The sequence below is a fragment of the Leclercia sp. AS011 genome, from assembly GCF_037152535.1.
GTDB lineage: Bacteria > Pseudomonadota > Gammaproteobacteria > Enterobacterales > Enterobacteriaceae > Enterobacter.
In genome coordinates this window covers 1,198,020-1,224,200 of sequence record NZ_JBBCMA010000001.1, presented here as the reverse complement: position 1 = coordinate 1,224,200, position 26,181 = coordinate 1,198,020, and the positions used below count along the sequence as shown (strand labels likewise).

Genomic DNA, 26,181 nt, shown 5'->3' with positions numbered 1-26,181 from the left:
CTTGCGGATCAGTTCAGGGTATAGTCGAGGGTGATTTCAGCTTTCAGCACCTGCGACACCGGACATCCGGCTTTGGCCTTCTGAATAATGCCGTCAAACTGCTGTGGGTCAATGCCCGGTACGGTCACTTTGCTCTGCAACGCAATCTTGCTGATGGCAAAACCGCTGTCGGTTTTATCCAGCGAAACATCCGCAGTGGTGTCGATGGAGTCGGCGGTATAACCAGACTCGCCCAGCATCAGGGACAGCGCCATTGAGAAGCAGGCCGCATGGGCTGCACCAATCAGCTCTTCCGGGTTAGTGCCCTTTTCCCCTTCAAAGCGGGTATTAAAGCCGTAAGGTTGCTGATTAAGGACGCCACTCTCGGTGGAGACCGTACCCTTGCCGCGTTTAATATCGCCAGACCAGTGCGCCGAACCGTGCTTGTGAATTGTCATAATTTGCTCTCCTTTTGGCTTACAAAGGGTTAAGTATAGAAGAGAGTCTGGACTCAAGGGCAAACACGGAACAGTCTCATCCTTTTGCGCAGATATTCACCTGCTATATTTAAATTTTTAATAAGGAGCAGAGAATGAATTCACCCGTAAGAGGTATTGACCATATCGGTATTACCGTGCCGGACATTAATCAGGCAACACTATTTTTCGAGCAGGCCTTTAACGCGAAAGAAATATATCGCTCAGTAGAGCCCGGCGACGGGAATATTGATCCCGATGCTCAGCAGAAAACGTTGCGTTTATTCCCGGGGACCGAGGTTCGCGCCATCCGGATGTTGGCGATGCCCCACGGGCCGGGCATAGAGCTCTTTGAAATGCACGGCCCGGAGCAGCAGTCCCCGGCCAGAGCGAGCGACTTTGGCCTGCAACATTTTGCGGTCTATGTGGATGATTTTGCGCAGGCAATAGCCCGCTTTACGGCGGCGGGTGGCGAGATGTTTACCGGGCCGAAGCCGCTCTCCTTCCCGGCAGAACAGGGAGAGGGCAATGCTTTTTGCTACGGTAAAACGCCCTGGGGCAGCGTGATTGAATTGATATCCTGGCCCTCCCCCATGCCTTATGAAAAATACACAAACAGGCGTCGCTGGAAGCCATGATATATCCTTTAAAAGTTAGGGATTATGATATTTTTATTTCCAGGACGACTCTTAGTCACAGTGATTAAAAAATTTGCCATTCTGAATGTGCATTACGTTATTGCGAACCGGAACATTAAATAGAAAACGACACGGAGGCACTATGTTTACTTATACTTCAGCAACCACACCATCCGCGCAGCCGGAGCTGGTAAATGCAATTGCACAGGGTTTACGCGCAGAGATGGGCGCTGTCACCGAAGATGACATTTTGATGGAACTCACCAAGTGGGTTGAAGCCTCAGACAATGACATCCTCAGTGACATCTACCAGCAGACCATTAACTACGTCGTCAGCGGTCAGCACGCCAGTTTCTGAAAACCTGCTATGCTGGATCTGCAACCTTAGGGGTTACATTTCGTTCGCCTTATCACTACAAACAGGAATGAGGAGTTACTATGAAATCGAACCGTCAGGCACGCCATATTCTGGGACTGAACTACAAACTCTCTAACCAGCGTAAAGTGGTGATTGAGGGCGACAGCGAAACGCAGGTCACCCACGCTACCGGCAGAAAACGCCACGAACCTAAGTAAGCTCGCGCAAGGATCCCTGACACCACCGGCAAAACCGGTGGTGTTTTTGTTTGTATGTTGCAGTTTTTAACATTCACCTCCTCTATACTATGCGCCTGACATCCCCTGCAGGCACGACAGCGACAATGATCAACACCAGTGCCAGGGACGGATTTCCCAAAATTAAGTGAGTGACATGGACAACAAAGCAACCCGACATCGTTCCCTTTATATCCCTTACGCCGGACCGGTTCTGCTGGAGTTTCCCCTGCTGAACAAGGGCAGCGCCTTCAGCATGGAAGAGCGCAGCAACTTCAACCTGCTGGGCCTGCTGCCGGAAGTGGTGGAAACCATCGAAGAACAGGCCGAGCGCGCGTGGATCCAGTACCAGGGTTTCAAAACCGAAATCGATAAGCACATCTACCTGCGCAATATCCAGGACACCAACGAAACCCTCTTCTACCGGCTGGTGCAAAACCATCTCGACGAGATGATGCCGGTGATCTACACCCCGACCGTCGGTGCCGCCTGCGAACGCTTCTCCGAAATTTACCGTCGCTCGCGCGGCGTGTTTATCTCGTATCAGAACCGTCACAACATGGATGACATTCTGCAGAACGTATCGAACCACAACATCAAAGTGATCGTGGTGACCGACGGGGAACGTATTCTCGGTCTGGGCGACCAGGGGATCGGCGGGATGGGCATTCCAATCGGGAAGCTGTCGCTCTATACCGCCTGCGGCGGCATCAGTCCGGCCTACACCCTGCCGGTGGTGCTGGATGTCGGGACCAACAACCAGCAGCTGCTCAACGATCCGCTGTACATGGGCTGGCGTCACCCGCGCATCACCGACGACGAGTATTACCAGTTCGTGGATGACTTTATCCAGGCGGTAAAACATCGCTGGCCGGACGTGCTGTTGCAGTTTGAAGACTTCGCCCAGAAAAACGCCATGCCGCTGCTGAATCGCTATCGGGACGAAATCTGCTCCTTTAACGATGATATTCAGGGCACCGCTGCAGTTACCGTCGGCACCCTGATTGCCGCCAGCCGTGCGGCGGGCAACCAGTTAAGCTATCAGAAGATTGTCTTCCTCGGGGCCGGTTCTGCCGGGTGCGGTATTGCCGAGCAGATCATCGCCCAGACCCAGCGGGAAGGCTTAAGCGAAGAGCTGGCCCGCTCTCGCGTCTTTATGGTGGACCGCTTCGGCCTGCTGACCGACGGCATGCCGAACCTGCTGCCGTTCCAGACCAAACTGGTGCAAAAGCGCGAGAATCTGAAAAACTGGGATACCGACAATGAAGTGCTCTCCCTGCTGGACGTGGTGCGCAACGTCAAGCCGGATATTCTGATCGGCGTATCCGGGCAGACCGGGCTGTTCACCGAAGAGATCATCCGCGAGATGCATAAGTACTGCGCGCGCCCGATCGTGATGCCGCTGTCAAACCCGACCTCCCGCGTCGAAGCCACCCCGCAGGACATCATCGCCTGGACAGAAGGCAATGCGCTGGTCGCCACCGGCAGCCCGTTTGACCCGGTGGTGTGGAAGGATAAAACCTACCCGATTGCCCAGTGCAACAACTCCTATATCTTCCCGGGGATTGGTCTGGGGGTGATCGCCTCGGGTGCCTCGCGCATTACCGATGAGATGCTGATGTCCGCCAGCGAAACCCTGGCCAAGCACTCACCGCTGGTGAATAATGGCGAGGGGCTGGTGCTGCCGGAGCTGAAGGATATCCACGTGGTGTCGAAGGCCATTGCGTTTGCCGTGGGCAAGATGGCGCAGCAGCAAGGGGTGGCAGTGAAAACCTCTGCCGATGCGTTACAGCAGGCGATTGATGAGAACTTCTGGCAGCCGGAGTACCGGAGCTATCGTCGGACGTCGATCTAAAAGCAAAAGGCAACGTAAGTTGCCTTTTTTATGTGTGCACCCTCTCCCCTTTGGGAAGAAGGTAAGGGGTACATGCGGCTGAGGTGGTGGTTCCGTTCACTTCACGTTTCTTGCTTCTCTGATACGCCAGAACCGGTGAACGTGCCAGGGTGGCTCAATCGCCACCACCCTGGCAACCCGGGCTCCCGGCAAGAAAATCGCCGCTTCGCGGATTGTTCGCCCCATCCCTGGGGCTCACCCCTTCGGGGCCAGCGCAAGCGCTGTCCAAAATTGCTCCCGGCAATTTTGTCCTCAGCTTATTCCTCCAGGCTTTCGGGTCGGGCACCAGCCTGCATCCCTGCAGGCTATGCCCTCTCGGCGCGTCCCTGCGCCTCGCCCCGGCCTTCCGGAAACGCTTCGGCGATTTTCAGCCGGACCAGGGAGCCGCTGTAAGTCGTTTATTATTCTTTAATTACCAGGTTGCTTTAAAGGCAATAAAATTATTAAGCATTCCTCACCCCACAGGCAGAGGGAGCATTTCGTAGGCCGGGTAAGCGCAGCGCCACCCGGCGTTTCAACTACGATCTACTTCTTCTTATTTAACATCGCCTGTAAATCGGCAAACGGATTGTAGGTCGCCGCGCCTACGTCTTTTTGCGCGTCCTCGCCCGCCACCACCGTGGTGCCATACAGATCCGCTTCCGTGTATTTGGAGTGCTCGTGATCGTGACAGAACAGACACAACAACTCCCAGTTACTGCCATCTTCCGGGTTGTTGGTATGGTCGTGATCGATATGGTGAACCGTTAATTCACGCAGGTTGGAATAAACAAATTCCCGCGAGCAGCGCCCACATACCCATGGATAGATTTTTAACGCTTTTTCGCGGTAGCCGCTTTCCAGCCGCGCGTAGTTTTTCGGGATCAGAGCCATTGCTGAAGTTACCTGTGGCAAAAAGCTAATTTTACGCCAGTACGGCCGGGAATTCACCTGCGTTCACTGGCGCAGCCCGTGGTTTCTGCGAGCTGGCGCTGTGTTATCCTCCAGAACACCAGCGCCAGCAGGCTGACCAATGCCCCCAGCATGCACACCCCCTGCCAGCCAAAATGAGCATAAGTGACGGTCGTGCCGATGGCCCCCAGCCCGCTGCCGACGGCATAGAACAGCATGTAGAGCCCCACCAGCCGACTGTGCGCATCCGGGCGGGTGCGAAAAATCAGGCTCTGGTTGGTGACGTGCAGCGCCTGACCGCCCAGATCTAACAGTACGATGCCGATTACCAGCGCCCAGAGCGACACATCCATCAGCGACAGCGGCCACCAGGCCAAGAGCAGCGCCAGAAGTGCTATCGCACTGGTGCGCTGAGCATATCCCCGGTCCGCCCACTGCCCGGCCCGCGCGGCGGCCAGGGCACCAACCACGCCTGCCAGCCCAAACGCGCCAATTGCCGTGTGCGAGAAGCTATACGGCGGCGCGCTGAGGGGCAGTACTAACGCGCTCCAGAAGATATTAAAGGCGGCGAACATCAGCAGCGCCAGCATGCCTCTCACCTGCAACACCTTCTCCTGGCGCAGCAGCGTCAGCATCGAGGCCAGCAGGCGGGGATAACTCAGCGCCCGGGAAGCCGGAGGCAGAACAGGCAACCGTCGCCACAGCGGGATCGCAATCATCAGCATCAGCAGCGCGGCGCTGAAATAGACCCCGCGCCAGCCCGCCAGGTCGCTCACGCCCCCGGCAAAGACCCGCGCTAGCAGCAGCCCGATGAAAACGCCGCCCTGGGCCGTTCCCACCACCCGCCCCTGTTCATGTGGAGCCGCAGCGCTGGCCGCACAGGCGATCAGCCCCTGAGTCATCGCCGTACCGAGCAGCCCGACCGCGAGCATACCCACCAGTAGGACCGGCGCAGACTGCGCCATCCCCACCAAAATGAGGGCGACGATCAGGGCCAGCACTTGCAGCGCCATCAGCCGACGGCGATCCACCCTGTCGCCCAGCGGCACCAGAAACAGTAACGCCAGCGCACAGCCCATCTGGGTGGCGGTGACAACGCCGCCCACCGCCGCCTGGCTGATGGCGAAATCCCGCGCCAGCGCATCCAGCAGCGGCTGGGCGTAATAGACATTTGCCACGCTCAAACCGCTGGCGATGGCGAAGAGCCACACCAGGCTGGGTGACATACCCGCCTGCTCCGGCGAAGTGGTAAGTTGCGCATTCATGATGTCTGGGTTCCGTAATGTGGTTTCAACTTAAAACCAACTATATCAGACCATCCAGTTTTAAAATGCAACCAAATTATTTAGCCCTGCCACCCGGCGAAACCCGCCCCCCCTTGCCCGCCAAACCAAACCCCGCTACACTCCTCTCATCTATCAACCTACTGAATATAAAGGAGGCTAATTATGCTGTGCTGTGAAATCTTTGATATTTCACTTCACCTTGGTGATCGCACCTGCTCAAGCGTTATCGGTTACGTGCTGCGATAACTTCGGCTTGAGCGAAGACACCTAAGACTGAATCCCTTCTCTCGGGCTTACCGGGTTATCGTCAGCGATGTTTGACGAGGCATTTTCATGCCTGAAACTCTTGAGTAAGCAAATGAGCACATTACTGACTGCACTCTCTCTCCGTGTTGATACCGCCTTTGACATGCTGTTCAACGACCTCACCTTTAGCCTGAAGAAAGGCGACCGCATCGGTCTGCTGGGCGATAACGGCTGCGGCAAAAGTATCCTGTTGAAGATCCTCGACGGCACCGACACGCCCCTTTCCGGGACGGTGGCGCTGGCCGGGCACTGCCTGATGGCCCGGGTGGAGCAGCATCTGCCGGAATCGGTCTATCCGCTGACCATGATCGACGCGGTGCTGGCCCAACTGCCGGTGGCCGAGCGCGAAAGCCTGCGCTGGCGGGCGGAAACCTTACTGGCGGGCATGGGCTTTACTCCGCAGGACACCGCTCTGCAAACGGCTACCCTTAGCGGCGGGCAACATACGCGTCTGCTGCTGGCGCGGGCGCTGATTAACGAGCCGGATCTGCTGCTGCTGGATGAACCCAGCAACCACCTCGATCTGCCGACCCTGCTGTGGCTGGAGCAGTTTTTACAGAACTGGTCCGGCAGCTTTGTGCTGGTGTCGCACGACAGGCAGTTACTGGATGCCGTCACCAACGGCAGCTGGATTCTGCGGGATAAAACGCTGCACTACTTCGCCCTTCCCTGCACCCGGGCGCGTCAGGCCCTGGCGGAAAAGGACGAAAGCGACGCCCTGCGCCATAAAGCCGAGCAAAAGGAGATCGACCGGGTTACCGCCAGCGCAAAACGGCTGGCGACCTGGGGCAAGGTCTACGACAACGAGGATCTGGCCCGCAAAGCCAAGCAGATGGAACGCCAGGTGAAGCGCCTGAAGGAGAGCCAGACGGCGCTGACTTCCGGCACGCCCTGGACCTTAACCCTGCGCGGGGATGCGCTACGCGCCGACCGGCTGCTGGAGATCGATACCCTCGACGTACCGCCTGCACCGGGCCTGCCAGCGCTATTTTCGGCAGAAAACGTCCGGCTCAAAAGCGGCGACCGGGTGGCAATTGTCGGGCGCAACGGCTGCGGCAAATCCTCCCTGATGCGGCTGATCTGGCGACAGTTTACTGCCAGCGAAACGCCTGCCGGGCTGAAGATCCACCCGCGCGTGGCGATGGGCTATTACGACCAGACCCTGCACCAGCTGGCGGATGACGCCACGCTGATCGACGCCCTGGAGCCCTTCGCCCCCAACCCGCAGGATCGCAAGATGGCGCTGATCTCCGCCGGGTTCGCCTGGGCGCGGCACGGGCAAAAGGTCAGCACGCTCAGCGGCGGAGAACGTTCGCGGCTACTGTTTATTGGCCTGACTCTGGCCCGCTTTAGCCTGTTGATGCTCGATGAGCCGACCAACCATCTGGATATGGAAGGCAAAGAGGCGCTGGCCGAAACGCTACAACAGTTCGAGGGCGGCGTGCTGCTGGTCAGCCATGATCGGCAGTTAATCAGCCAGAGCTGCAACCGCTTCTGGCTAATTGAACATGGCCAGCTCAGCGAATGGCATGATGCCGACGCGGTATTCGCCCGCCTGCGGGACGGCAACGCAGGCAGCGCTGCGCCGGTTCAGGCCGCACAACGCGAGGAACCAGAGGCACATGACGATCTGCTGGAACGGTTGATACTGCTGGAGACGCTGCTGGAAGAAGATCGGCTGCGTAAGCCTAAACATCAGAAACCGCAGCTTCAGGCCCAGTGGCAGGAGGAGATTGCCGCGCTGACGGCGCAGCTGTAGTAAATCGCCCGGCGGGTAGCCGCCGCCGGGCCATTTTTTACTTCGGTTGATTCGTTTTCCAGGCATCCCATGCCTGTTTAATTTCCTGCTTCGCGGTGGCGGCATCGTTGAAGCCGTTCAGCTCCACCGCTTTACGCCCTTCCGGCAGCTGCTTATAGACACGGAAAAACGACTCCAGACGCTGCTGCTCAATCTTCGGCAGATCGCTCAGCTCTTTGATGTCGTCATAGGTCGGGTCAATTTTACTGGCCGGGACGGCCACGATTTTGTCGTCTTTCTCGCCGCCGTCGATCATCTTCAGCACACCAATGGCGCGCAGTTTGATCAGGGTACCTGGCGCCATCGGCGCGCGGGTGTAGAAGATCACGTCCAGCGGATCCCCGTCGCCCGCCAGCGACTGGGTCAGCGAGCCGTAGTTCGCCGGGTAGGCCACCGGCATCGACTGGAAGCGATCGGCGATGATAAAGCCGGTTTTAGCATCCGTTTCATACTTAATAATTCCGCCTGCCGGAATTTCGGTGACGGCATAAAACTCTTCCGGATTGTTATCAGGCTGAGGGAATTCGAGGATATTTTGCGCCTGTACGGACGCAGACAGAAGAACGCTTACGGCGAGAAGTTTTTTTACCAGATGCATTGTCTTGTTAACTCTTCGGTTTTTAAGAAGACCACACCATACGGTTTCGAAATGTCAGAAACATGACAGATTTGCTGCAAAAATATATACCCACTCACTCATTATGGTTATTACTTATTCTGCTATTACCGTTCCGCTAAAACCTCATTAAATGATGACATTATGTTTCACAGCCCTTGCCTCAATCATTAAAAAAATTAATCCTTAAGAGGTATGTCGCGCTGTTGGACGCCATACCTGCCTCGCAGATCCTCAATATGAAAATGGAGAAACATATGAAAGCTGCTGTCGTGACCAAAGACCATCAGGTAGAAGTGACCGAGAAAACCCTGCGCCCACTGAAGCACGGCGAAGCGCTGCTGAAGATGGAGTGCTGTGGCGTCTGCCACACCGACCTTCACGTTAAGAACGGCGATTTTGGTGATAAGACCGGGGTGATCCTCGGCCATGAAGGCATTGGCGTGGTGAAGGAAGTCGGCCCGGGGGTCACCTCGCTGAAGCCGGGCGATCGTGCCAGCGTGGCGTGGTTCTTCGAAGGCTGCGGCCACTGTGAATACTGTAATTCTGGCAACGAAACCCTGTGCCGTACCGTGAAAAACGCCGGTTATTCGGTGGACGGCGGGATGGCCGAAGAGTGCATCGTCACCGCCGATTATGCGGTAAAAGTACCGGACGGACTGGAATCCGCCGCTGCCAGCAGCATCACCTGTGCCGGGGTGACCACCTATAAAGCGGTGAAGGTATCGGAGATCAAACCGGGTCAGTGGATTGCGATTTATGGCCTCGGCGGGCTGGGTAACCTGGCGTTGCAGTACGCCAAAAACGTCTTTAATGCCAAAGTGATCGCCGTTGATGTTAACGACGAGCAGCTGAAGCTGGCCTCCAGCATGGGGGCCGATCTGGTCGTTAACTCCCGCAGCGACGATGCCGCGAAATTTATTCAGGAAAAAACCGGCGGTGCCCACGCTGCGGTAGTGACGGCGGTAGCGAAAGTGGCCTTTAACTCGGCGGTAGATGCGGTTCGTGCCGGTGGCCGCGTGGTGGCAGTCGGTCTGCCACCAGAGGCGATGAGCCTGGATATTCCACGCCTGGTGCTGGACGGAATTCAGGTGGTGGGTTCCCTGGTCGGTACCCGTCAGGATCTGACCGAAGCCTTCCAGTTTGCCGCCGAAGGTAAAGTAGTGCCAAAAGTGGCGCTGCGTCCGCTGGGCGATATCAACGCCATCTTCAAGGAGATGGAGCAAGGCCAGATCCGTGGCCGTATGGTGATTGATTTCCGTTCATAAGTTGCATGCCCGGCGGCGCTGCGCTTGCCGGGCCTACGTATTCCGCCGATCCGCAATCCACTCCTGCACCTCAATCTGAAAAGTATCCGGCGCTTTGCGGTACATTTTGCGCGCCAGGTCGAGAATGGTATGCCGCGCCAGCTCCTCTTCCATCCGCTGCTGGGCGCTGTCCATCACCGAACGCACGCCGCACGGTCCGTCGCAGACCCAGGCCGGGGGCGTTTCATCGAATACCGCCAGTCGCTGACGCACTTCCCGACACTCAAACATGTTTTTCTCGCCGTCGATGGCGTGGGCCACATCCAGCACGGTGATCAGCTCCGCAGGCCGCGCCAGACGGAAGCCGCCGCCCTTTCCTTCGGTACTGCTCACCAGCCCGGCGCGCGACAGACGCGTGAAGATCTTGCCCAGGTAGTCGTAGGGCACGCCCTGTAGCGCCGCCATCTCCCTGACGCTCATCTCGCGGTCGTTCCCCTTCGCATCCACCATGGTCATCAGGCTATGAATGCCGTATTCCACACCGGAACTGTAAAAAGCCATGCTTAACTCCGAAGTTATTATTCCGCGTCATTATAGCCATGTTCGATGAGTGAAAGACAGCCACAATCCCCTACAGCTGCTAACTGCCTGTTTTTAATGGTGGACGCCATTTAACTCAGAAAGAAGTTGTCGCAGTTAACTCCGACAAGTATAGTTGCAGTCACGTCAGCCACGAGGCCTGATGAGAAAAAGGATCGAAGATGAAGAAGCAAATTTTAATTTTGGGCAGCGGTTTTGCAGGTATGTGGGCTGCGGTGAGCGCCGCGCGTCTGGCCGACTTAACGGCAAGCAAAGACCTGGAGATTAGCGTGCTGGCCCCCCGGCCAGAGCTGCGGATCCGCCCGCGCTTTTATGAAGAGCAGGTCGCAGGTTTTGCGGCCCCGTTAAGCGCTCTCTTTGCTGAACTGAATATCAACTTTATTGCCGGTTCCGCTGAACGCATTGATGCTAAACAGAAAAGTGTCTGGTACCGCGATAGCAAGGGCAAGGTCACGCTGGCCACCTACGACCGCCTGATTGTGGCGACCGGCAGCCAGACCCGCCGCCCGGCCATCGCCGGACTGGATGAATTTGCCTTTGATATTGACCAGCTGGAATCCGCCCAGCTTTTCGAAAACCACCTCGATTCACTGGCTTTACGCCCTGCCACGCCGGAACGTAACACTGTGGTAGTGTGCGGAGGCGGTTTCACCGGCATTGAGCTGGCTACCGAACTCCCTGCCCGTCTGCGCGCCCGATTTGGCGCTGATACGCAGACTAAAGTCATCGTAGTTGAACGCGGCGCTGTGATTGGCGGTCGCTACAGCGAAGCGCTGCGCCAAACCATTGAAGAAGCGAGTCATGAACTGGGCGTGGAGTGGCGGCTCAACAGTGAGATCGAAGCCATTAATGCCAACGGCGTCACCCTGAAAAACGGCGAGCGCATCGCGGCCGCCACCGTCGTCTGGACGGCAGGCGTGGAAGCCCATCCTCTCAGCCAGCAGATTGCGGGCGAGCGCGACAAACAGGGGCGTTTAGTGGTCAACGAGAGCCTGCAGGTGCCAGCCCATCCGGAGGTCTACGCCACCGGCGATATGGCCCACGCCCGCACCGACAATCTCGGTAACACGGCGTTGATGACCTGCCAGCACGCCATCCAGCTGGGCAAATTTGCCGGGCATAACGCCGCGGCCAGCCTGCTGGAGGTTGAACCCTATCCCTATCGTCAGGTGAACTACGTCACCTGTCTCGATCTGGGCGGCTGGGGGGCGGTCTACAGCGAAGGCTGGGACCAGAAGGTGAAATGCGTCCGGGATGAGGCGAAGAAAATCAAAATCGCCATCACTAACGAGCTGATCTACCCGCCCGCAGCCGACCGCGCGGTGGCCTTTGCCGCCGCCGATCCGCTGGCGAAATTCGTCTAGAGACGACTCACCGCGCCCCCACCGGCGCGGTTTTTTTATTGCCACTTTCTGCAAATCCTTAGCTCAATTCCTTTGTTCCCTTCTTTTCGGCCCCGCCCGAAGATGCATTCGACGCTAACAAGAAGATAACAAAGGAATTCACCATGCAAACCCCATTTCGCCTGCCGCTGCTGACCGCACTCATTGTTGCGACCACGGCGGCTTATGCAGCCGATACGCCGGTCAAAGGCGGCACGCTGGTCTATCTGGAGCAACAGGCGCACACCAACCTCTATCCCCCGGCGGGTGGGTTTTACCCCAACGGCGGGATCCTCAATCAGATCACCGACAAGCTCACCTGGCAGAACCCGAAGACGCTGGAGGTGGAGCCGTGGATCGCCGAGAGCTGGTCCACCAACGCGGATAAAACCGAATACACCTTTAAGATCCGCCCGGGCGTGACCTTCTCTGACGGCACGCCGCTGGACGCCAACGCGGTGGCGAAGAACTTTGATACCTACGGCAAAGGCAACAAGGCCCAGCGCCTGCCGGTGTCGGAAGTGATTAACAACTACGACCGCAGCGAAGTGGTCGACCCGCAGACCGTGAAGTTTTACTTCAAAAAGCCGTCCCCGGGCTTTTTGCAGGGCACCGCCACCATCGGCTCGGGCCTGGTCTCCCTGAGCACGTTACAACGTAACTTTGAAGAGCTGGGGGATGCCCGCCATATTATCGGCTCCGGCCCGTTCGTGGTGAAAGACGAAAAACTGGGCCGGGAAGTGAACCTTCAGGCACGTAAAGACTACGCCTGGGGGCCGAAAAACCTCGCCCAACAGGGCCCGGCGAACCTCGACGGTATTACCTATCTGGTGACACCGGAAGACAGCGTGCGCGTTGGCGCGCTGCTGGCCGGACAGGCCGACTTTATCCGCCAGGTGCAGGCCTATGACGAAAAACAGGCCACCGAACAGGGATATCACATCTACGCCGCCCCCACCCGCGGGGTGAACGACAGCATCAGCTTCCGTCCGGATAACCCGCTGGTAGCCGACGTGCGGGTGCGCCAGGCGCTGCTCCACGCCACCAATGCCAAACAGGTGGTGGAGACCCTGTTCTCACCCAACTATCCGCAGGCCAAATCGGTGATTGCCGACTCCGCGGCGGGCTATGTCGATCTCAGCGACAAGCTGACCTTCGATCCGGCCAAAGCCAGCAGCCTGCTGGATGAGGCGGGCTGGAAGACGGGCAGCGACGGCATCCGCGCCAAAGACGGCCAGCGTCTGGCCCTGACCATCTACGAATCCCTGCCCCAGCCGCAGAATAAAGAGGTGTTGCAGCTGGTGGCCCAGCAGTGGCGTCAGGTGGGGGTTGCCCTCAGCGTGAAAGCCGGTGACGCGGGCAGCCACGTTCTCGACAACCTCGATCCGCTGAAAACTCCGCTTACCGTCTCGGAAGTGGGCCGCGCCGACCCGGACGTGGTGAAGAGCATGTTCTATCCGAACAACCGCGACGCCCTGCTGCAAAAAGGCGGCTCCAGCGACAAGGTCAACAGCTTCCGCGACGACAAGCTCAACGACCTGCTGGTGAACATCTCCGCCGAAGTGGATCCGCAGAAGCGCCTGCAGCTCACCGGCGATGCCCAGCGCTACCTGCTGGATAACGCCTACGTGATCCCGATCTTCGAAGAGCCGCAGGTGTTTGCCGGTGCGCCCTGGCTGAAAGGGGTGAGTTTTGAAGCGGTCGGTCGCCCGTCGTTCTACGGCGCGTGGATCGAGAAACACTAAGGAGCCGATGATGAGCCACTATCTGCTGCGACGGGCCGGGCTGGGGCTGCTGGTGCTCTGGGCGGCGTTTACCCTGTCATTTGTCCTGCTCCAGGTGCTGCCGGGGGACGCGGTGCTGATCAAGTTCCAGAACCCGGACCTGGGTCTGAGCCCGGCGCAAATCGAAGAGATGCGCATCGCCTACGGAGCCGACAGCCCGCTGTGGCAGCAGTATCTGCACACCCTCGGGGCGATGCTGCGCGGCGATTTTGGCTTCTCGGTGCAGGCCGGTGTGGCGGTGAGCGAGCTGATTGCCACCAACCTGCCGGATACCTTAAGCCTGGCGCTGCCCGCCTTTGTGCTGGCGGTGGTGCTGGCTTTCTCCCTGGCGCTGGCCTCGCGTCTGCCGGGGCTGCGCTGGCTGAGCAACGCCATCCAGTCCCTGCCGGTGTTGTTTATCTCCCTGCCAACGTTCTGGCTGGGGATTGCCCTGATTCAGCTGTTTTCCTTCCAGCTGCGGCTGATCCCGGTGATTAACCCGACTCCGCTGCAAGGGCTGATCCTGCCGATTATCACCGTCGCCATTCCGATTTCCGCCCCGCTGGCGCAGATCCTGATGCGCAGTCTGGATCAGGTGTCCGCCCAGCCGTTTGTGGCGGTGGCACGGGCCAAAGGGCTGAGCGAGACCGCCGTCCTCTGGCGGCACGTTACCGGCAACGCCCTGCTGCCGGTGCTGAACATCGCCGGGCTACTGCTGGGGGAGCTGATTGCCGGAGCGCTGATCACCGAAACCGTGTTTGGCCGCAGCGGTCTGGGGCTGCTGACTCAGCAGGCGGTGAATAATCAGGATATCGCCGTGTTACAGGCGGTGGTGATGATCTCCGCCCTCGGCTTTGTGTTGATTAACCTGGCGGTGGATCTGCTGATGCCGCTGTTCGACCCCCGCCTGCAAACCGTGACCGGAGGTGCTGCATGAGCCTTGTTGATTATGCTGCTGCGGCGCGCAAGCGCATACCCGCCTGGGGCGGATTACGCTGGCAGCCCGGATTATGGCTGGCCTGGGCCATTATTACCGCTGCCGCGCTGGCGGCCCTCGCGCCCGGGCTGTTTACCCACTTCAGCCCGATAGAAGGCATTGCAGGTGCGCAGCGACTGGCTCCCCAGGCGGACTACTGGCTCGGTACTGATCAACTGGGGCGCGATGTTTATACCCGCATCGTCTATGGCGCATCGCACTCCCTCAGCGCTGCGCTGGTGGCGGTGGCGATGGGTCTGTTTATTGGCACCGCCATCGGCGTCATTGCCGGGGCCTTTGCCGGTCGGGTGGAGTCGGTGCTGATGCGTCTGGTGGACGTGCTGCTCGCTATCCCCTCGCTGCTGCTGTCCCTGACGGTGATCATTCTCCTCGGTTTTGGCACGGTGAACGCCGCCATTGCCGTAGGGGTAGCGTCGATTGCCAGCTTTGCCCGCCTGGCGCGGGGTGAAGTGGTGCGTATCCGCCACACCGATTATGTCGAAGCGGCGTTTGGCAGCGGCGGCACCTTCTGGACGGTGCTGTGGCGACACATTCTGCCCAACTCCCTGACCGCGGTGCTGGCCTTTGCCACCTTGCAGTTTGGTCAGGCGATCCTGGCGCTGTCGACCCTCAGCTTCCTCGGCTACGGCACCCCGCCGCCGATCCCGGAATGGGGCCTGCTGATTGCCGAGGGGCGTAACTATCTCTCTACCGCCTGGTGGTTAACCACCTTCCCCGGCCTGGTGGTGATCGCCGTGGTGCTGGCCACCAACCGGATCAGCCAACAGTTAAGCGGAGGCCGCTCATGACCGTACTCTCTGTGGAAAACCTGACCCTCAGCTACCGCACCGGACGCGAGTGGCGCGAAGTGGTGCATAACGTCAGCTTTAGCCTCGGGCGCGGCGAGATGCTGGCCTTTGTCGGCGAGTCTGGTTCCGGGAAAACCACCACCGCTCAGGCGATCATCGGCCTGCTGGCAGACAACGCCCGCCGCGACGCCGGCAGCATCCGCCTGAACGGTGAAGATCTCAGCCAGTGGTCGGCGAAACGGCTCGACAGCCTGCGCGGGGCGCGCATCAGCCTGGTGCCGCAGGATCCGGGTAACTCCCTCAATCCGGTGAAAACCGTCGGTGCCCAGGTGGGCGAGATCCTGCGTCTGCATCAAAAAATCACTCAGGCCGAGTGCGACAGCCAGGTGCTGGCCCTGCTGACGAAGGTGGGCCTCAGCCACCCCGAGCAGCGGATGAAACAATTTCCGCATCAGCTCTCCGGCGGCATGAAGCAGCGGGTGCTGATCGCTATCGCCATCGCCCTGCGCCCGGACGTGATCATCGCCGATGAACCCACCAGCGCGCTGGACGTGACGGTGCAGAAACGCATTCTCGATCTGCTGGACCTCCTTCGCCGGGAATCCGGCACCGCGGTGCTGTTCGTCACCCACGACCTGGCGCTGGCGGCCCAGCGGGCCGACCGGCTGCTGGTGTTCCGCCACGGCGAGGTACAGGAGCAGGGTGCCACCGCCGACGTGGTGCGTGCCCCGCAGCACGCCTATACCCGCCAGTTGCTCAGCGATCTGAACGGACCGCGGTTAACCATCGCCCCGGTGGCGGGTCGTCCGCTTTACTCCCCGGCTATTCGCGCCGAGGGGATCAGCAAACGCTTTGCGCTGGGTAAAGGTCATCAGCTGCAGGCCCTGGATGGCGTGAGCTTTGCCGTGCAGCGCGGCAGTACCCACGCGCTGGTCGGCGAGTCGGGTTCCGGGAAAACCACCCTCGCCCGGATCCTGCTCGGCTTTGAGCAGGCCGACGCAGGTCGGGTGATTATTGATGATATTGATGCCACCACCCTCAGCCACGAGGCGCGTCGCCAGCTGCGGCAGAAGATCCAGTTCGTCTACCAGAACCCCTTTGCCTCGCTGGACCCGCGCCAGACGCTGTTTGAGATCATCGAAGAGCCGCTGAAAAATTTCGCCCCGGTCGGCAAAGCCGAACGCGCCGCCAGGGTGGAGAGCGTCACCCGACGCGTGGCCCTGCCGCCGGAGCTGTTAAGCCGTACCGCGCGGGAACTTTCGGGCGGGCAGCGCCAGCGGGTTGCCATTGCGCGCGCCTTAATTCTCGAGCCGACCATTCTGGTGCTGGATGAGGCCACCTCGGCGCTGGACGTCACCGTGCAGGCGCAGATCCTCGCCCTGCTCCAGCAGCTGCAACAGCAGCTGGGCCTGACCTATCTGTTTATTACCCATGACCTGGCGACGGTGCGCCGCATTGCCCACAGCGTCACCGTGCTGCGCAGCGGTCAGGTCGTGGAGCATGGCGCGGTGGAGTCGCTGTTCGCCGCCCCGCAGAACGCCTATACCCGCGAGCTGATCGACGCCATTCCCCATTTCTCACAGAAGGAGTACGCATGACGCGTAAACGCCTGGGTTTCTTCACCCGCCTGCTGGACGATGCGCCAGCCAAAGAACGCTATCGCCTGGCGACAGAGCAGATCCGTCATGCCGAACGCTACGGTTTTGACACCGCCTGGATTGCCCAGCATCACTTCCACGAGCATGAGGGCGGCCTGCCGTCGCCGCTGGTGTTCCTCGCCCACGTCGCGGCCTTTACCACCCGCATTCGACTCGGCACCGCCATTATCACCCTGCCGCTGGAGAACCCGCTTCGGGTGGCGGAGGACACGGCGGTACTGGATCTCTTATCCGACGGGCGGCTGGAGGTCGGGTTTGGCTCCGGCGGGACGCCGACCTCGTTTTTGCCGTTCGGGCTGACCATCAACGAGCGAGCGGCGACCTTCGCCGATCACCTGCATCTGATTAACAGCGCCTGGCGCGGGGATTCGCTCACGCATCCGGACAACCATCTTTATCCACCCGCTCCCGGGCTGACGGAGCGGGTGTGGATCGCCACCTTTTCGGTGGAAGGCGCCGTGCGTGCCGCCCGGCAGGGCCACGGGCTGATGCTCTCCCGAACCCAGCCGCGTCCGGCGGACAATCTTACGCTGCCGCTGGATGCGATCCAGAACCCAATTATTGATGCCTATCTTGACGCCCTGCCGACTGGCGTGGCCCCGCGCATTCTGGCCTCCCGCACTGCGTTTGTCGCCGACAGCGATGCGTATGCCCTGAAGGTCGCCGAACCGGGTCTGACCCGCCAGGCGCAGCAGCATCAGGCCGCCGGACATGCCCTTACTGGTGACACTGTCACGGATTATATCCGTCAGTTCGACGCCCACATCGGTGCGCCGCAGACGATGCTGGCCTCGCTGGCGCAGGATTCGGTGCTGGCCCGCGCTACCGATATTTCGTTCCAGGTGCATTCGGTTGAGCCGTCGCATCAGGACACCTTACGTTCCATTGAGTTAATCGCAGAGCAGATCGCCCCTCATCTTTTATAAGGAGTCACTATGGCTTTAAGTCAGGATATTCTCGCCGAACTGGCGGAGATCGCCCCAGGTTCCCCGCTGGAGCAGGCACGACTCACCCGCGAGGCGGCAACGCGTCACGCCCAGGGGAGCTACGAAACCTTATTCAGTCAGCAGAATGCCGACTTTGCGCTGGACGAACGCTTTGCCGTGGCGGCTAAAGTGGCGAAATGGCACAACGCCGACGCGCTGGCGGCCCACTACGCCGGGTTTGGTCTGGCGGATCCGACCTCCGTGCGCCTGACCCCCGCCCTGACCTTTGCCCGTCTGCTGACCTTCTCGCCGGTGGAAGCCACGCCCGGCGCGATCAATGCCCTGACCCTCGCGGGCTGGAGCAAAGAGGGTATTGTCACTCTGGCGCAGCTGATCGCCTTTGTCAGCTTCCAGAGCCGCCTGCTCGTTGGCCTGCGGCTGCTGAATGACAAAACAGTGGCCGCCAGCGATGTTGCTGTGGTGGCAGGCCCCTGGCACAGCATACCCCTGACCCAAAACGGCAAAGCCGCACCGGTACAATTTACCCAGCAGGAGCTGGGCTGGGAGCCCTGGCTGGCCGCTAAACCGCTGGCGGAATTCACCCCTGATGAGCAGGCGATCCTGGCCAGATTCGGCCATACCGACTCGGACTATTTCCGCCTGCTGGGGCGCAATCTGCCGGTGCTGGAGCAGCGAACGCTGACCGATAAAGGCATCTTCTATACCTCGGGCGGGCTGCCCCGGGCAGAGCGCGAGCTGGCGGCCACGGTGACCAGCAAGATCAACGGCTGCATTTACTGCGCCTCTGTTCATGCGCGTAAAGCCAGTCAACTGTCGAAGGATAATGATGCGGTTGAAAGACTGCTGGCGGTAGCGCCGGGTCAGTCGCTGAGCAGCGGGCAGTCGCCGCGCTGGCAGGCGGAGATCGATTTTGCCGCCGCCCTGTCGGTCACGCCACCGGCCGTCACGCCGGGACATCTGGCCGGGCTGGAACGTCAGGGGCTGGATACCCTGGCTCAGCTGGACCTGGTGCAGTCCGCCGCCTTCTTCGCCTGGGCTAACCGCTTGATGTTAACCCTCGGGGAACCCTCGCTGCCGTGAGTGCAGATAAGGCCCCGATACGGGGGCCTTCGATAAAATTCAGCCTCGCCAGGAAACCGTGTAAACTACCTTTAGTAGACAACGTGCGCGAGGGAAATATGGTTGTTAAGCGGTTAAGAAAAGAGGATCGCCGGGTGCAGTTGCTGGAGGTTGCACGTGGGATTGTGCGTCAGCAAGGCACCGAGGCACTGACGCTGGGTTATCTGGCCGAGAGGGCTAACGTCACCAAGCCTATTCCCTACGATCACTTCGGCGATCGTGAGGGATTGCTGATGGCGCTGTATCAGGATTTCAGCGACCAGCAGTTAAAAAAATTCCGTGAAACGCTGAAGGTCGATAACAAAACGCTGGAAAATACTATCCGCTTCTTCAGTGCCGCCTATATTGATTGCGCAATCAGCGCGGGGCCAGAGACAGGGCCTATCGCCGCGGCACTCTCAGGTTCCCGGGCCCTGCAGACGTTCCGGGAAGCCTGCGTCGCCGAATGTGCAGACTGCCTGCGCATGGCGCTCTCCCCCTATATCACCCTGAAAGGGGTACAGGGTGAAGCGGCGCTGACGGCCATCATTGGTGCGGCGGATGCGCTTAGCACCGCTGCGAGTAACGGCGTGCTCGCGCGTAATGTCGCGGAAGATATGCTCAGTGGCGCGATGTTTGGCGTACTGAACACCTGTACTGACAGCACAAAATGAGTGGTGCAGACGGATTGACAGATAAGTTACCAATAGTAATATAGGTAACAGGTTAACTCCGTGCTGAGGTGGTTATGTCTGGAACACATGTCATAGATAATGCGCTGATCGTGACAGCTCACCCTGTCGAAAATTCGTTATCCCACACGCTGGCGGCGCGAATTGCCGCGCGACTGCGTGAACGAGGTACTCAGGTCGAGATTGCCGATCTGCATGCCGAAGCCTTTACGCCGTCAATGCAACCTCCCGATCTTGCGCTCTATCACGGGGATGCCAGCGCCCTTCCCGCCGATATTCTGCGTGAGCAACAGCGGGTTGAGCGGGCAGATATGCTGGTCTTTGTCTTCCCGGTGTACTGGTGGTCGGTTCCTGGCCTGCTGAAAGGCTGGTTTGACCGGGTACTCACCCTGAACTGGGCGTACAAAGTGGCAGAAGACGGCAAGATAGTGGGTAATTTACGCGATGTTCCGGTCCGCCTGATCGCCACAGCAGGCAGCGATCTCAAGGGGTTCGATAAGCACGGTTATTCCACGGCCATACAAACCCAGTTAATCGAAGGTGTTTTCGGCTTTTGCGGCCTGAAGAACGTCAGGCTGGATATTCTTTATCAGGCAGATACTGCCTCGTCAGAACAGGTTGAAGATTTCCTGAAAAACCTCGAAAGCGTTTTGTGAGTGCTTGTTACCCGGCGGCGCCGCGCTTGCACGGGCCTACGGGTTTTGTCGGCCGGGTAAGCGCAGTGTATGACCGGATACACAGGTGACAGATCAGACCGGGAACACAGGTAACACTTTTTCTAGTCTATCCGGATCACACTCTGGGATTCCCGGTCATAGTACGCAAGTGTTATTCCATTGAAGATGATGGCCTCAAGGCCATCATCCTGCTCTTCCAGCATGATATGTTCCCCGATGAGCGCCTCACTCAGGAACACACTCTTTCCTGTATGTATCACTCCTTTCGACATCACCCGGTACAACCGGGCTCCTTCCGGCCAGACGTATTCCGGTATATTTCCGTTCCATCTGCGGTATGAAGGTTGCCACACCACTCCCGGCGTCGAACCGTTCAGCGCTTCATGGGGCCTTTCATGATTAAATTCCTTCCGGTAATGGCTGAACCAGACCTGCTGCTCCTCCATCGTCATGAACGTATTGCCATGCGCCAGCGCGCTTTTCAGGGAACGATGCATGCGCTCGTGCCGCCCGTTTTCCTCCGGATGGCCCAGCCGGATACGTTCCGGTCTGACGCCCAGTTTTATCAGCCAGACCGCAAGACGGCTTAACCCGGCGATACCTGTCCCGGCAAAGGGCTGACCGTTGTCGGTTCTGAGCACCTCCGGGAGCCCGTACTCCAGGAACGCATCAGTCAGGCACTGCCTGACGAAGGGCTCGCTCTCCCGGTCCGTTCCCCGGCAGCTCAGCAGATACCGGCTGTGATTATCGGTCAGGGTGAAGGGGTGGCAGTATTCCCTGCTCAGCAGCCTGAACCTGCCCTTAAAGTCCGCGCTCCAGACCTGATTGTTCTCACTGATGGTGGTCAGGGGCTGACGGTTGCCCGGCGTCCGGCGTTTTCGCTTTTTATCCGCAACCAGGCCCTCCCGTTTAAGGATATCGCCGATAGTACTGGCGGCAGGCACGGTAAAATCGACCTGATGATTGAGGCACCACATCCGCAGTTTTTTGGGTCCCCAGTCGGGATGCTTTTGCCGCAGGGCCGTCAGGTAAGCCGCGATACCGTCCGGAACGGACCGGGCGTGCGAGTGCGGGTCACGGGAGCGGTCAGAGAGGGATGAGAGGTCATCCGGGTCGAAGCGTTCAAGCCATTTATAGCCGGTCTTGCGGCTGATGCCGAAGCGCCGACAGAGGGCGGAAAAGGAGTCCGTGCCTGCGTGGCAGGCACGGATAAAATCAAGGCGTTGCATGGGTCGGGTCTCAGTCCAGGGCATAGCGAGTCTCCTCTTCTATGCCAGTTATAACTGTTACCCATGTATCCGGTCTAAAGTGTTACCCATGTTTCCGGTTCATACCGCAGCGCCACCCGGCAATTCACTCTCAGGCTAACGCCTGGGTATTCCCCCCAGCCCGGCGGGCTTTCAGATACCCGTACATCAACAGCGACGACATGGCGCAGAACGACAGCGCCGCCGCAGGCAAGGTCACGTAACTCCAGCTAAAGCCCAGGGTAATCATCATCCCGCCAAAGTACGCCCCAATGGCGCTGCCGAGATTAAACGCCACCTGACCCCCCGCCGCTCCCAGCATCTCCCCGCCCTGCGCATTTTGCAGAAGCAGGATCTGCAAGGGTGCCGACAGCGCAAACAGCCCGGCGCAGCAGATAAAGCCCATCACCAGCGAGGCCACAGGCAACCCGCCAAAGGCGAATAACAGCAGCAGCGACAGCACAATCACCAGATCGGTCATCGCCGCAATCCGCAGTGGGCTGTAGCGCCCGGAGAGTTTGCCGCTGAACAGGTTGCCCAGCACCATTCCCAGCCCCATCAGCATCATGATCGCGGTCATCATCCCCTCAGAAAAGCCCGACACGTTGATCATGAACGGCTTCACAAAGCTGAACCAGGCGAAGACCCCGGCGTTGCCGAACATGGTGGCGGCGAAGATAAACCACGGCTCCGGTTTCTTCAGGAAGTGGAACTGCTCGCTCAGGCGGGTTTGCGATTTATTGAAGGTCTGCGGCACCCACAGGACAATCGACACCATCACCAGCAGGTTAAAGGCGGCGATCAGGAAGAAGGTATAGCGCCAGCTGAACTGATGCCCCAGCCAGGTGCCGAGCGGCACCCCCGCAAGGTTGGCGACCGTCATCCCGGCCACCATTCCCGCTACCGCCAGCGTCACTTTGCCCGGCGGCGCGATGCGCGAGAGGATGATGGTACCAACGCCAAAGAACGCCCCGTGCGGAAAGCCGGAGACCAGTCGCCCGATGGCCAGCATGGTGTACGAGGTGGAGAAGGTGAAAATCGCATTGCCGATAAGGCACAGCGTCACCAGGAACAGCAGGATCGACTTTAAGGAGAACTTACTGGAGAAGAGCGCGATGATCGGTGCCCCGATCACCACCCCAAATGCATAAAACGAAATCATATTCCCGGCGGAAGGAATGGTGATCCCCACGTCCCGCGCCAGCTCGGTTAACACACCCATAATGCCAAATTCGGCCATGCCCAGGCCAAAGGTGCCAAGTGCCAGCGAAAACACCGTCTTTTTCATACCACAACCAGTTGTTAAAAAATTGCAACAGCCATTATCGACCAATCCTGTAGGGTGAGCCAGTTCAAAATATAAGTGCGACAAATTTATCCATTTCTTCACGCTCATTTGTGAATACATTCATTGTACGACACGAAATTCCGCAGGCATTTTTCTCTTTTTCGCGGTGTTTATTTCAGACCTCGGTGACGTTTTTTAATAAAGGTGCGATAAAGCGCCTTTGCTCACAACATGCCACAGGGATGTCTGACGATGAACCACAAATACAAATACTGGCTCTATTCTTTGCTAATGCTCCTTATCATACTGCCTGTGTTAGCTCAGGCTGGTTCGGCGTTCTGGATGATATTGTTTCAATCGCTGAATCTGAGAGGACCTCTGATGCCTGTAATATTGGCCGTGGCGACCTGCATTGTCCCGACGGGGTATCTATGGGGACGATTCAAACAAATGCCCGACCGCTTCTGGCCACGCTATGCGCCCATGCTGATCGCCATTTTCTATGTCCTGACTTTCTGGATCCTGGTCATGTTTATCAGCAACGGAGACTTTACGCACAAAGCCTTTTCCTGGATGGGCATAGGCACTATCCCGTTCCTGATCTCCAATTTTCTGGCCTTTTTCGATGGAAAGTTATGGCTACTGCTGTGTGTTCCTTTGGTCACCTACACCGTATTTTTGCTGGCGGTCATCTGCGGTACCGCCCATGGCGGTAAGCCGCTGGCTGATAATAAGGGCTACTGGATATCGCTGGGCCTGTTTTGCGCCCTGCTGCTGGTTGTCGGCTATCAGGACTACCAACGAAAGGATGTTTTAATTAATGAAGATTATGGGAAAAGCGATATTGAAACCCTTTGGTCTTACGAGTATCGACCTTTTACCAGCGATAACCGATTGACGCCCGTGGTTAACCCGACGCTGCGTATTGACAAGGCATGGCCGCGTCTCGACGGTGCGACGGCGGCCTGGCCCGTTTATGCCTCTGCCGCGCAGGCGATTTACCAGAGGCTGGATGCGGACTCTGCCTTCGATTACCTTGGCTTCAGCAGAACACCTGATTCCTGGCAAAGCTTGATTGACGGCAAAGTCGACCTGATTTTCGTCGCGGAGCCTTCGGCGGAACACAAGAAAGCCGCAGCGGATAAAAACATCACGCTGAAGCAAATCCCTTTCATCCGGGAAGCCTTTGTCTTTGTCACCAGCCAGAACAACCCGGTCAGCGATCTTAGCATTGAGCAAATCCGCAGTATCTACAGTGGAAAAATCAACAACTGGCGCGAGGTAGGCGGTCGAGATGAACGCATTATTCCTTTCCAACGTCCGGTCAACTCCGGCAGTCAGACCGTGATGCTCTCTAAGGTGATGCAGGGGCTCAGGATGCGTGAACCGCTGGAGAGCGAACAGGTAAGAGGCATGGGCGGACTTGTGCGCCGCGTCGCCAACTATCAGAACCTCACTAATGCGCTGGGCTACTCTTTCCGCTACTACGCCAGTCAGATGGACAACCTGGAAGATCTGCGCCTGCTCTCGGTCGAAGGTGTGGCCCCGTCCAAAGAGAATATCCGCAACGGCAGCTATCCGTTTACGGTAGATGTTTACATGGTCACCACTGACGCGCCGTCGGCCAATACTCAGGCACTTATCGACTGGTTCTTAAGCCCGCAGGGGCAAAAACTGATAGAGGACGTGGGGTACGTCCCGTACGAGGCAAGAAAAAGATAAGCACTCGCGCGGGAGTAAATATTTTCCGCCAGTACGTCCAGCCATGATTACACTTCAACATGTAATCATGGCCGTACCGGCAGGATCCCCGCACAGGAACGCATCATGGCAGATAAAAAGAAAAGCAAAACAGTGGCGAATAGCACGCCTCCCGTCCCACTTAAGCGTAAGGAGTACGAACAAGAGCTGCATCGCCTGCACGTGGAGCTGGTGAAGTTGCAGCGCTGGGTGGTGAGTAAGGGCCTGAAGGTGTGTGTGGTCTTCGAAGGGCGCGACGGTGCCGGTAAAGGCGGCACCATCAAAGCCCTGACCGAACGCGTCAGCCCGCGCGTGTTCCGGGTGGTGGCGCTGCCGGCCCCGACAGAGAAAGAGAAAAGCCAGCTCTACTTCCAGCGCTATGTGCCGCATCTGCCGTCGGCAGGTGAAATCGTGATTTTCGACCGCAGCTGGTACAACCGCGCCGGTGTTGAGCGCGTGATGGGCTTCTGTACCGAGGACCAGGCCGAGAAGTTTCTCGACGGTGCACCTATCATCGAAAAAGCGATGGTCGATGCGGGCATTATCCTGATCAAATACTGGCTGGAGGTGACGCCGAAAGAGCAGGAACGCCGACTGCGCGACCGCATCAACGACGGGCGCAAAACCTGGAAGCTGTCGCCAATGGACATCAAATCCTTCAACCGCTGGGATGAGTACACCGCGGCACGCGATGCAATGTTTGCGGCCACCGACACCGCATGGGCCCCGTGGTTTGTCGCCCGTTCCGAGGATAAAAAGCGCGTGCGGCTGAATATTATCTCTCACCTGTTGTCGCAAATTCCCTATAAAGATCTGCCGGAAGAAGAGGTTAAATTACCGAAACGTAAAATCGGTAAAATTAAGCCAACCGCTTATCCGTTCCGTTATATTAAAGAGAAATTCTGACGGTTATTGCCCTCCTGGTTATTTATCGGGAGGGTGATTCGTAATAATTCCGCCTGTTTTCACTCTCTTGCTTTTGTCTGGAATCGTGCTCGCAAATCCTGAATTACCAGGGGGATCGGTATTGTTTTTTATTGTTGGCGATTGATAATGGGCTTACCAATACAGGAGAATCAACCAATGAAAGCAAGTATCAAAGAAAAGAGCGCAGGTAAGGATCATTTAACTGGTGTCGCACCACGCCCCGTATTAACGGCAGAGGAACGCATCGAGCAGCGCAAACGCGATAAGGAATTCATGAAGGCTATGAATGAGTTCGTCGCTAAATATGGAACCCTTACCGATGATGAATTTTTTAGGGTGATATAATGCTAAAACAATTCAACGTTTATCGTAATTCGTCTATTTTGACCAATAAAGAACTACCCTACTATATGGTTATTCAACATGATTGTTATGACGATCTGGAAACACGCGTCATCGTTCCTTTAATACGGGCGCGTAAGCTTCCACTCTGGCATGAACACCTTGCACCGCGGATCAATATTGATTTCGAAAGCTTATTAATATTTTCGCCTATGGTGACGAACGTCAATAACAGAAAAATTAACAGCAGGGATTTAATTTGTAATTTGCGTAATACGAGCTAGGATGTCGTTGGTGCCATTGACTCGCT

The 26,181-nt window shown here is 58.0% G+C and carries 26 protein-coding genes; 19 read left to right on the top strand and 7 right to left on the bottom strand.

What is annotated here, in order from left to right; all coding sequences use genetic code 11:
• Positions 1-8 precede the first annotated feature (8 nt).
• Positions 9-437, bottom strand: coding sequence for an OsmC family protein (locus WFO70_RS05680; RefSeq protein ID WP_106992868.1), 429 nt, complete (start codon positions 435-437; stop codon positions 9-11).
• A 134-nt stretch (positions 438-571) separates the two neighbouring features.
• On the opposite strand from WFO70_RS05680, the gene WFO70_RS05675 reads away from it, so the two are divergent.
• The 4 genes from WFO70_RS05675 (at position 572) to WFO70_RS05660 (ending at position 3,542) form a co-directional block, all read left to right on the top strand.
• Positions 572-1,093 (top strand): VOC family protein, encoded by a 522-nt coding sequence (locus tag WFO70_RS05675; protein ID WP_337015068.1) that lies wholly within the window; start codon positions 572-574, stop codon positions 1,091-1,093.
• Between the two features lie 142 nt (positions 1,094-1,235).
• Positions 1,236-1,451 (top strand): biofilm-dependent modulation protein, encoded by a 216-nt coding sequence (gene bdm, locus WFO70_RS05670; RefSeq protein ID WP_337015065.1) that lies wholly within the window; start codon positions 1,236-1,238, stop codon positions 1,449-1,451.
• An 80-nt stretch (positions 1,452-1,531) separates the two neighbouring features.
• Positions 1,532-1,669 (top strand): stationary-phase-induced ribosome-associated protein, encoded by a 138-nt coding sequence (gene sra / locus WFO70_RS05665; RefSeq protein ID WP_032618124.1) that lies wholly within the window; start codon positions 1,532-1,534, stop codon positions 1,667-1,669.
• A 175-nt stretch (positions 1,670-1,844) separates the two neighbouring features.
• Positions 1,845-3,542, top strand: a complete 1,698-nt coding sequence (locus WFO70_RS05660; RefSeq protein ID WP_337015064.1) for an NAD-dependent malic enzyme — start codon at positions 1,845-1,847, stop codon at positions 3,540-3,542.
• Positions 3,543-4,106: 564 nt separating this feature from the next.
• Here WFO70_RS05660 and yajD read toward each other — a convergent pair.
• Together yajD and WFO70_RS05650 are read right to left on the bottom strand one after the other, a co-directional pair.
• Positions 4,107-4,454, bottom strand: coding sequence for an HNH nuclease YajD (gene yajD, locus WFO70_RS05655; protein WP_106992874.1), 348 nt, complete (start codon positions 4,452-4,454; stop codon positions 4,107-4,109).
• Positions 4,455-4,507: 53 nt separating this feature from the next.
• Positions 4,508-5,737: an MFS transporter gene (locus tag WFO70_RS05650; protein WP_337015063.1), complete on the bottom strand. Its 1,230-nt coding sequence runs from the start codon at positions 5,735-5,737 to the stop codon at positions 4,508-4,510.
• 379 nt (positions 5,738-6,116) lie between these two features.
• On the opposite strand from WFO70_RS05650, the gene WFO70_RS05645 reads away from it, so the two are divergent.
• Positions 6,117-7,823, top strand: coding sequence for an ABC-F family ATP-binding cassette domain-containing protein (locus WFO70_RS05645; protein ID WP_337015061.1), 1,707 nt, complete (start codon positions 6,117-6,119; stop codon positions 7,821-7,823).
• Positions 7,824-7,860: 37 nt separating this feature from the next.
• On the opposite strand, the gene WFO70_RS05640 is transcribed toward WFO70_RS05645, so the two are convergent.
• Positions 7,861-8,460 (bottom strand): inorganic diphosphatase, encoded by a 600-nt coding sequence (locus WFO70_RS05640; protein ID WP_337015060.1) that lies wholly within the window; start codon positions 8,458-8,460, stop codon positions 7,861-7,863.
• Positions 8,461-8,735: 275 nt separating this feature from the next.
• On the opposite strand from WFO70_RS05640, the gene adhP reads away from it, so the two are divergent.
• On the top strand, positions 8,736-9,746 hold the full coding sequence (gene adhP / locus WFO70_RS05635) for an alcohol dehydrogenase AdhP (RefSeq protein ID WP_337015059.1): 1,011 nt from the start codon (positions 8,736-8,738) through the stop codon (positions 9,744-9,746).
• A 33-nt stretch (positions 9,747-9,779) separates the two neighbouring features.
• Here the strand turns inward: adhP and WFO70_RS05630 are convergent, their stop codons facing one another.
• The gene (locus tag WFO70_RS05630; protein WP_337015058.1) at positions 9,780-10,286 is read right to left on the bottom strand and encodes an RrF2 family transcriptional regulator; all 507 of its coding nucleotides are present in this window, start codon (positions 10,284-10,286) and stop codon (positions 9,780-9,782) included.
• Between the two features lie 200 nt (positions 10,287-10,486).
• On the opposite strand from WFO70_RS05630, the gene WFO70_RS05625 reads away from it, so the two are divergent.
• From WFO70_RS05625 to WFO70_RS05585, 9 genes are all read left to right on the top strand, one after another.
• Entirely contained in the window at positions 10,487-11,689 is a 1,203-nt protein-coding gene (locus tag WFO70_RS05625) for an NAD(P)/FAD-dependent oxidoreductase (RefSeq protein WP_337015057.1), read from the top strand.
• Positions 11,690-11,832: 143 nt separating this feature from the next.
• On the top strand, positions 11,833-13,452 hold the full coding sequence (locus WFO70_RS05620) for a TIGR04028 family ABC transporter substrate-binding protein (protein ID WP_337015056.1): 1,620 nt from the start codon (positions 11,833-11,835) through the stop codon (positions 13,450-13,452).
• Between the two features lie 10 nt (positions 13,453-13,462).
• The gene (locus WFO70_RS05615; protein WP_337015054.1) at positions 13,463-14,407 is read left to right on the top strand and encodes an ABC transporter permease; all 945 of its coding nucleotides are present in this window, start codon (positions 13,463-13,465) and stop codon (positions 14,405-14,407) included.
• Positions 14,404-15,255 carry an ABC transporter permease gene (locus tag WFO70_RS05610; RefSeq protein ID WP_337015053.1) on the top strand — a complete coding sequence of 284 codons (852 nt, stop codon included), beginning with the start codon at positions 14,404-14,406 and terminating at the stop codon, positions 15,253-15,255. The genes WFO70_RS05615 and WFO70_RS05610 overlap by 4 nt, the downstream gene beginning before the upstream one ends.
• On the top strand, positions 15,252-16,853 hold the full coding sequence (locus WFO70_RS05605; RefSeq protein WP_337015052.1) for an ABC transporter ATP-binding protein: 1,602 nt from the start codon (positions 15,252-15,254) through the stop codon (positions 16,851-16,853). The genes WFO70_RS05610 and WFO70_RS05605 overlap by 4 nt, the downstream gene beginning before the upstream one ends.
• Positions 16,850-17,839, top strand: a complete 990-nt coding sequence (locus WFO70_RS05600) for a putative FMN-dependent luciferase-like monooxygenase (RefSeq protein WP_337015051.1) — start codon at positions 16,850-16,852, stop codon at positions 17,837-17,839. Before WFO70_RS05605 ends, WFO70_RS05600 begins: the two co-directional genes overlap by 4 nt.
• 9 nt (positions 17,840-17,848) lie before the next feature.
• Positions 17,849-18,940: an alkylhydroperoxidase domain protein gene (locus WFO70_RS05595; RefSeq protein WP_337015050.1), complete on the top strand. Its 1,092-nt coding sequence runs from the start codon at positions 17,849-17,851 to the stop codon at positions 18,938-18,940.
• 98 nt (positions 18,941-19,038) lie between these two features.
• Positions 19,039-19,632 (top strand): TetR/AcrR family transcriptional regulator, encoded by a 594-nt coding sequence (locus tag WFO70_RS05590; protein ID WP_337015049.1) that lies wholly within the window; start codon positions 19,039-19,041, stop codon positions 19,630-19,632.
• A 74-nt stretch (positions 19,633-19,706) separates the two neighbouring features.
• Positions 19,707-20,306 (top strand): NAD(P)H-dependent oxidoreductase, encoded by a 600-nt coding sequence (locus WFO70_RS05585; protein WP_337015048.1) that lies wholly within the window; start codon positions 19,707-19,709, stop codon positions 20,304-20,306.
• Between the two features lie 122 nt (positions 20,307-20,428).
• Here the strand turns inward: WFO70_RS05585 and WFO70_RS05580 are convergent, their stop codons facing one another.
• Positions 20,429-21,580, bottom strand: coding sequence for an integrase core domain-containing protein (locus tag WFO70_RS05580; RefSeq protein ID WP_337015047.1), 1,152 nt, complete (start codon positions 21,578-21,580; stop codon positions 20,429-20,431).
• A gap of 106 nt (positions 21,581-21,686) precedes the next feature.
• A complete protein-coding gene (gene araJ / locus WFO70_RS05575) occupies positions 21,687-22,862 on the bottom strand; it encodes an MFS transporter AraJ (RefSeq protein ID WP_337015046.1) in 1,176 nt (391 codons plus the stop codon).
• 252 nt (positions 22,863-23,114) lie between these two features.
• Here araJ and WFO70_RS05570 point away from each other — a divergent pair, with 252 nt between their 5' ends.
• From WFO70_RS05570 to WFO70_RS05555, 4 genes are all read left to right on the top strand, one after another.
• Entirely contained in the window at positions 23,115-24,584 is a 1,470-nt protein-coding gene (locus WFO70_RS05570; protein WP_337015045.1) for a substrate-binding domain-containing protein, read from the top strand.
• A gap of 105 nt (positions 24,585-24,689) precedes the next feature.
• Positions 24,690-25,508, top strand: coding sequence for a polyphosphate kinase 2 (gene ppk2, locus WFO70_RS05565; RefSeq protein ID WP_337015044.1), 819 nt, complete (start codon positions 24,690-24,692; stop codon positions 25,506-25,508).
• A 177-nt stretch (positions 25,509-25,685) separates the two neighbouring features.
• Positions 25,686-25,874 carry a hypothetical protein gene (locus tag WFO70_RS05560; protein ID WP_337015043.1) on the top strand — a complete coding sequence of 63 codons (189 nt, stop codon included), beginning with the start codon at positions 25,686-25,688 and terminating at the stop codon, positions 25,872-25,874.
• Positions 25,874-26,155: a CcdB family protein gene (locus WFO70_RS05555; RefSeq protein WP_337015042.1), complete on the top strand. Its 282-nt coding sequence runs from the start codon at positions 25,874-25,876 to the stop codon at positions 26,153-26,155. The genes WFO70_RS05560 and WFO70_RS05555 overlap by 1 nt, the downstream gene beginning before the upstream one ends.
• The last annotated feature ends 26 nt before the right edge of the window (positions 26,156-26,181 follow it).

Bases quoted from the DNA above. Each gene is read 5' to 3' on its own strand.
- araJ (WP_337015046.1), bottom strand. From the start codon at position 22,862: ATGAAAAAGACGGTGTTTTCGCTGGCACTTGGCACCTTTGGCCTGGGC.
- WFO70_RS05555 (WP_337015042.1), top strand. From the start codon at position 25,874: ATGCTAAAACAATTCAACGTTTATCGTAATTCGTCTATTTTGACCAAT.
- WFO70_RS05585 (WP_337015048.1), top strand. From the start codon at position 19,707: ATGTCTGGAACACATGTCATAGATAATGCGCTGATCGTGACAGCTCAC.
- WFO70_RS05580 (WP_337015047.1), bottom strand. From the start codon at position 21,580: ATGCCCTGGACTGAGACCCGACCCATGCAACGCCTTGATTTTATCCGT.
- WFO70_RS05600 (WP_337015051.1), top strand. From the start codon at position 16,850: ATGACGCGTAAACGCCTGGGTTTCTTCACCCGCCTGCTGGACGATGCG.
- WFO70_RS05570 (WP_337015045.1), top strand. From the start codon at position 23,115: ATGAACCACAAATACAAATACTGGCTCTATTCTTTGCTAATGCTCCTT.
- WFO70_RS05590 (WP_337015049.1), top strand. From the start codon at position 19,039: ATGGTTGTTAAGCGGTTAAGAAAAGAGGATCGCCGGGTGCAGTTGCTG.
- WFO70_RS05680 (WP_106992868.1), bottom strand. From the start codon at position 437: ATGACAATTCACAAGCACGGTTCGGCGCACTGGTCTGGCGATATTAAA.
- WFO70_RS05660 (WP_337015064.1), top strand. From the start codon at position 1,845: ATGGACAACAAAGCAACCCGACATCGTTCCCTTTATATCCCTTACGCC.
- yajD (WP_106992874.1), bottom strand. From the start codon at position 4,454: ATGGCTCTGATCCCGAAAAACTACGCGCGGCTGGAAAGCGGCTACCGC.
- sra (WP_032618124.1), top strand. From the start codon at position 1,532: ATGAAATCGAACCGTCAGGCACGCCATATTCTGGGACTGAACTACAAA.
- adhP (WP_337015059.1), top strand. From the start codon at position 8,736: ATGAAAGCTGCTGTCGTGACCAAAGACCATCAGGTAGAAGTGACCGAG.
- ppk2 (WP_337015044.1), top strand. From the start codon at position 24,690: ATGGCAGATAAAAAGAAAAGCAAAACAGTGGCGAATAGCACGCCTCCC.
- WFO70_RS05560 (WP_337015043.1), top strand. From the start codon at position 25,686: ATGAAAGCAAGTATCAAAGAAAAGAGCGCAGGTAAGGATCATTTAACT.
- WFO70_RS05620 (WP_337015056.1), top strand. From the start codon at position 11,833: ATGCAAACCCCATTTCGCCTGCCGCTGCTGACCGCACTCATTGTTGCG.
- WFO70_RS05630 (WP_337015058.1), bottom strand. From the start codon at position 10,286: ATGGCTTTTTACAGTTCCGGTGTGGAATACGGCATTCATAGCCTGATG.
- WFO70_RS05595 (WP_337015050.1), top strand. From the start codon at position 17,849: ATGGCTTTAAGTCAGGATATTCTCGCCGAACTGGCGGAGATCGCCCCA.
- WFO70_RS05650 (WP_337015063.1), bottom strand. From the start codon at position 5,737: ATGAATGCGCAACTTACCACTTCGCCGGAGCAGGCGGGTATGTCACCC.
- WFO70_RS05610 (WP_337015053.1), top strand. From the start codon at position 14,404: ATGAGCCTTGTTGATTATGCTGCTGCGGCGCGCAAGCGCATACCCGCC.
- WFO70_RS05605 (WP_337015052.1), top strand. From the start codon at position 15,252: ATGACCGTACTCTCTGTGGAAAACCTGACCCTCAGCTACCGCACCGGA.
- WFO70_RS05625 (WP_337015057.1), top strand. From the start codon at position 10,487: ATGAAGAAGCAAATTTTAATTTTGGGCAGCGGTTTTGCAGGTATGTGG.
- bdm (WP_337015065.1), top strand. From the start codon at position 1,236: ATGTTTACTTATACTTCAGCAACCACACCATCCGCGCAGCCGGAGCTG.
- WFO70_RS05645 (WP_337015061.1), top strand. From the start codon at position 6,117: ATGAGCACATTACTGACTGCACTCTCTCTCCGTGTTGATACCGCCTTT.
- WFO70_RS05640 (WP_337015060.1), bottom strand. From the start codon at position 8,460: ATGCATCTGGTAAAAAAACTTCTCGCCGTAAGCGTTCTTCTGTCTGCG.
- WFO70_RS05615 (WP_337015054.1), top strand. From the start codon at position 13,463: ATGAGCCACTATCTGCTGCGACGGGCCGGGCTGGGGCTGCTGGTGCTC.
- WFO70_RS05675 (WP_337015068.1), top strand. From the start codon at position 572: ATGAATTCACCCGTAAGAGGTATTGACCATATCGGTATTACCGTGCCG.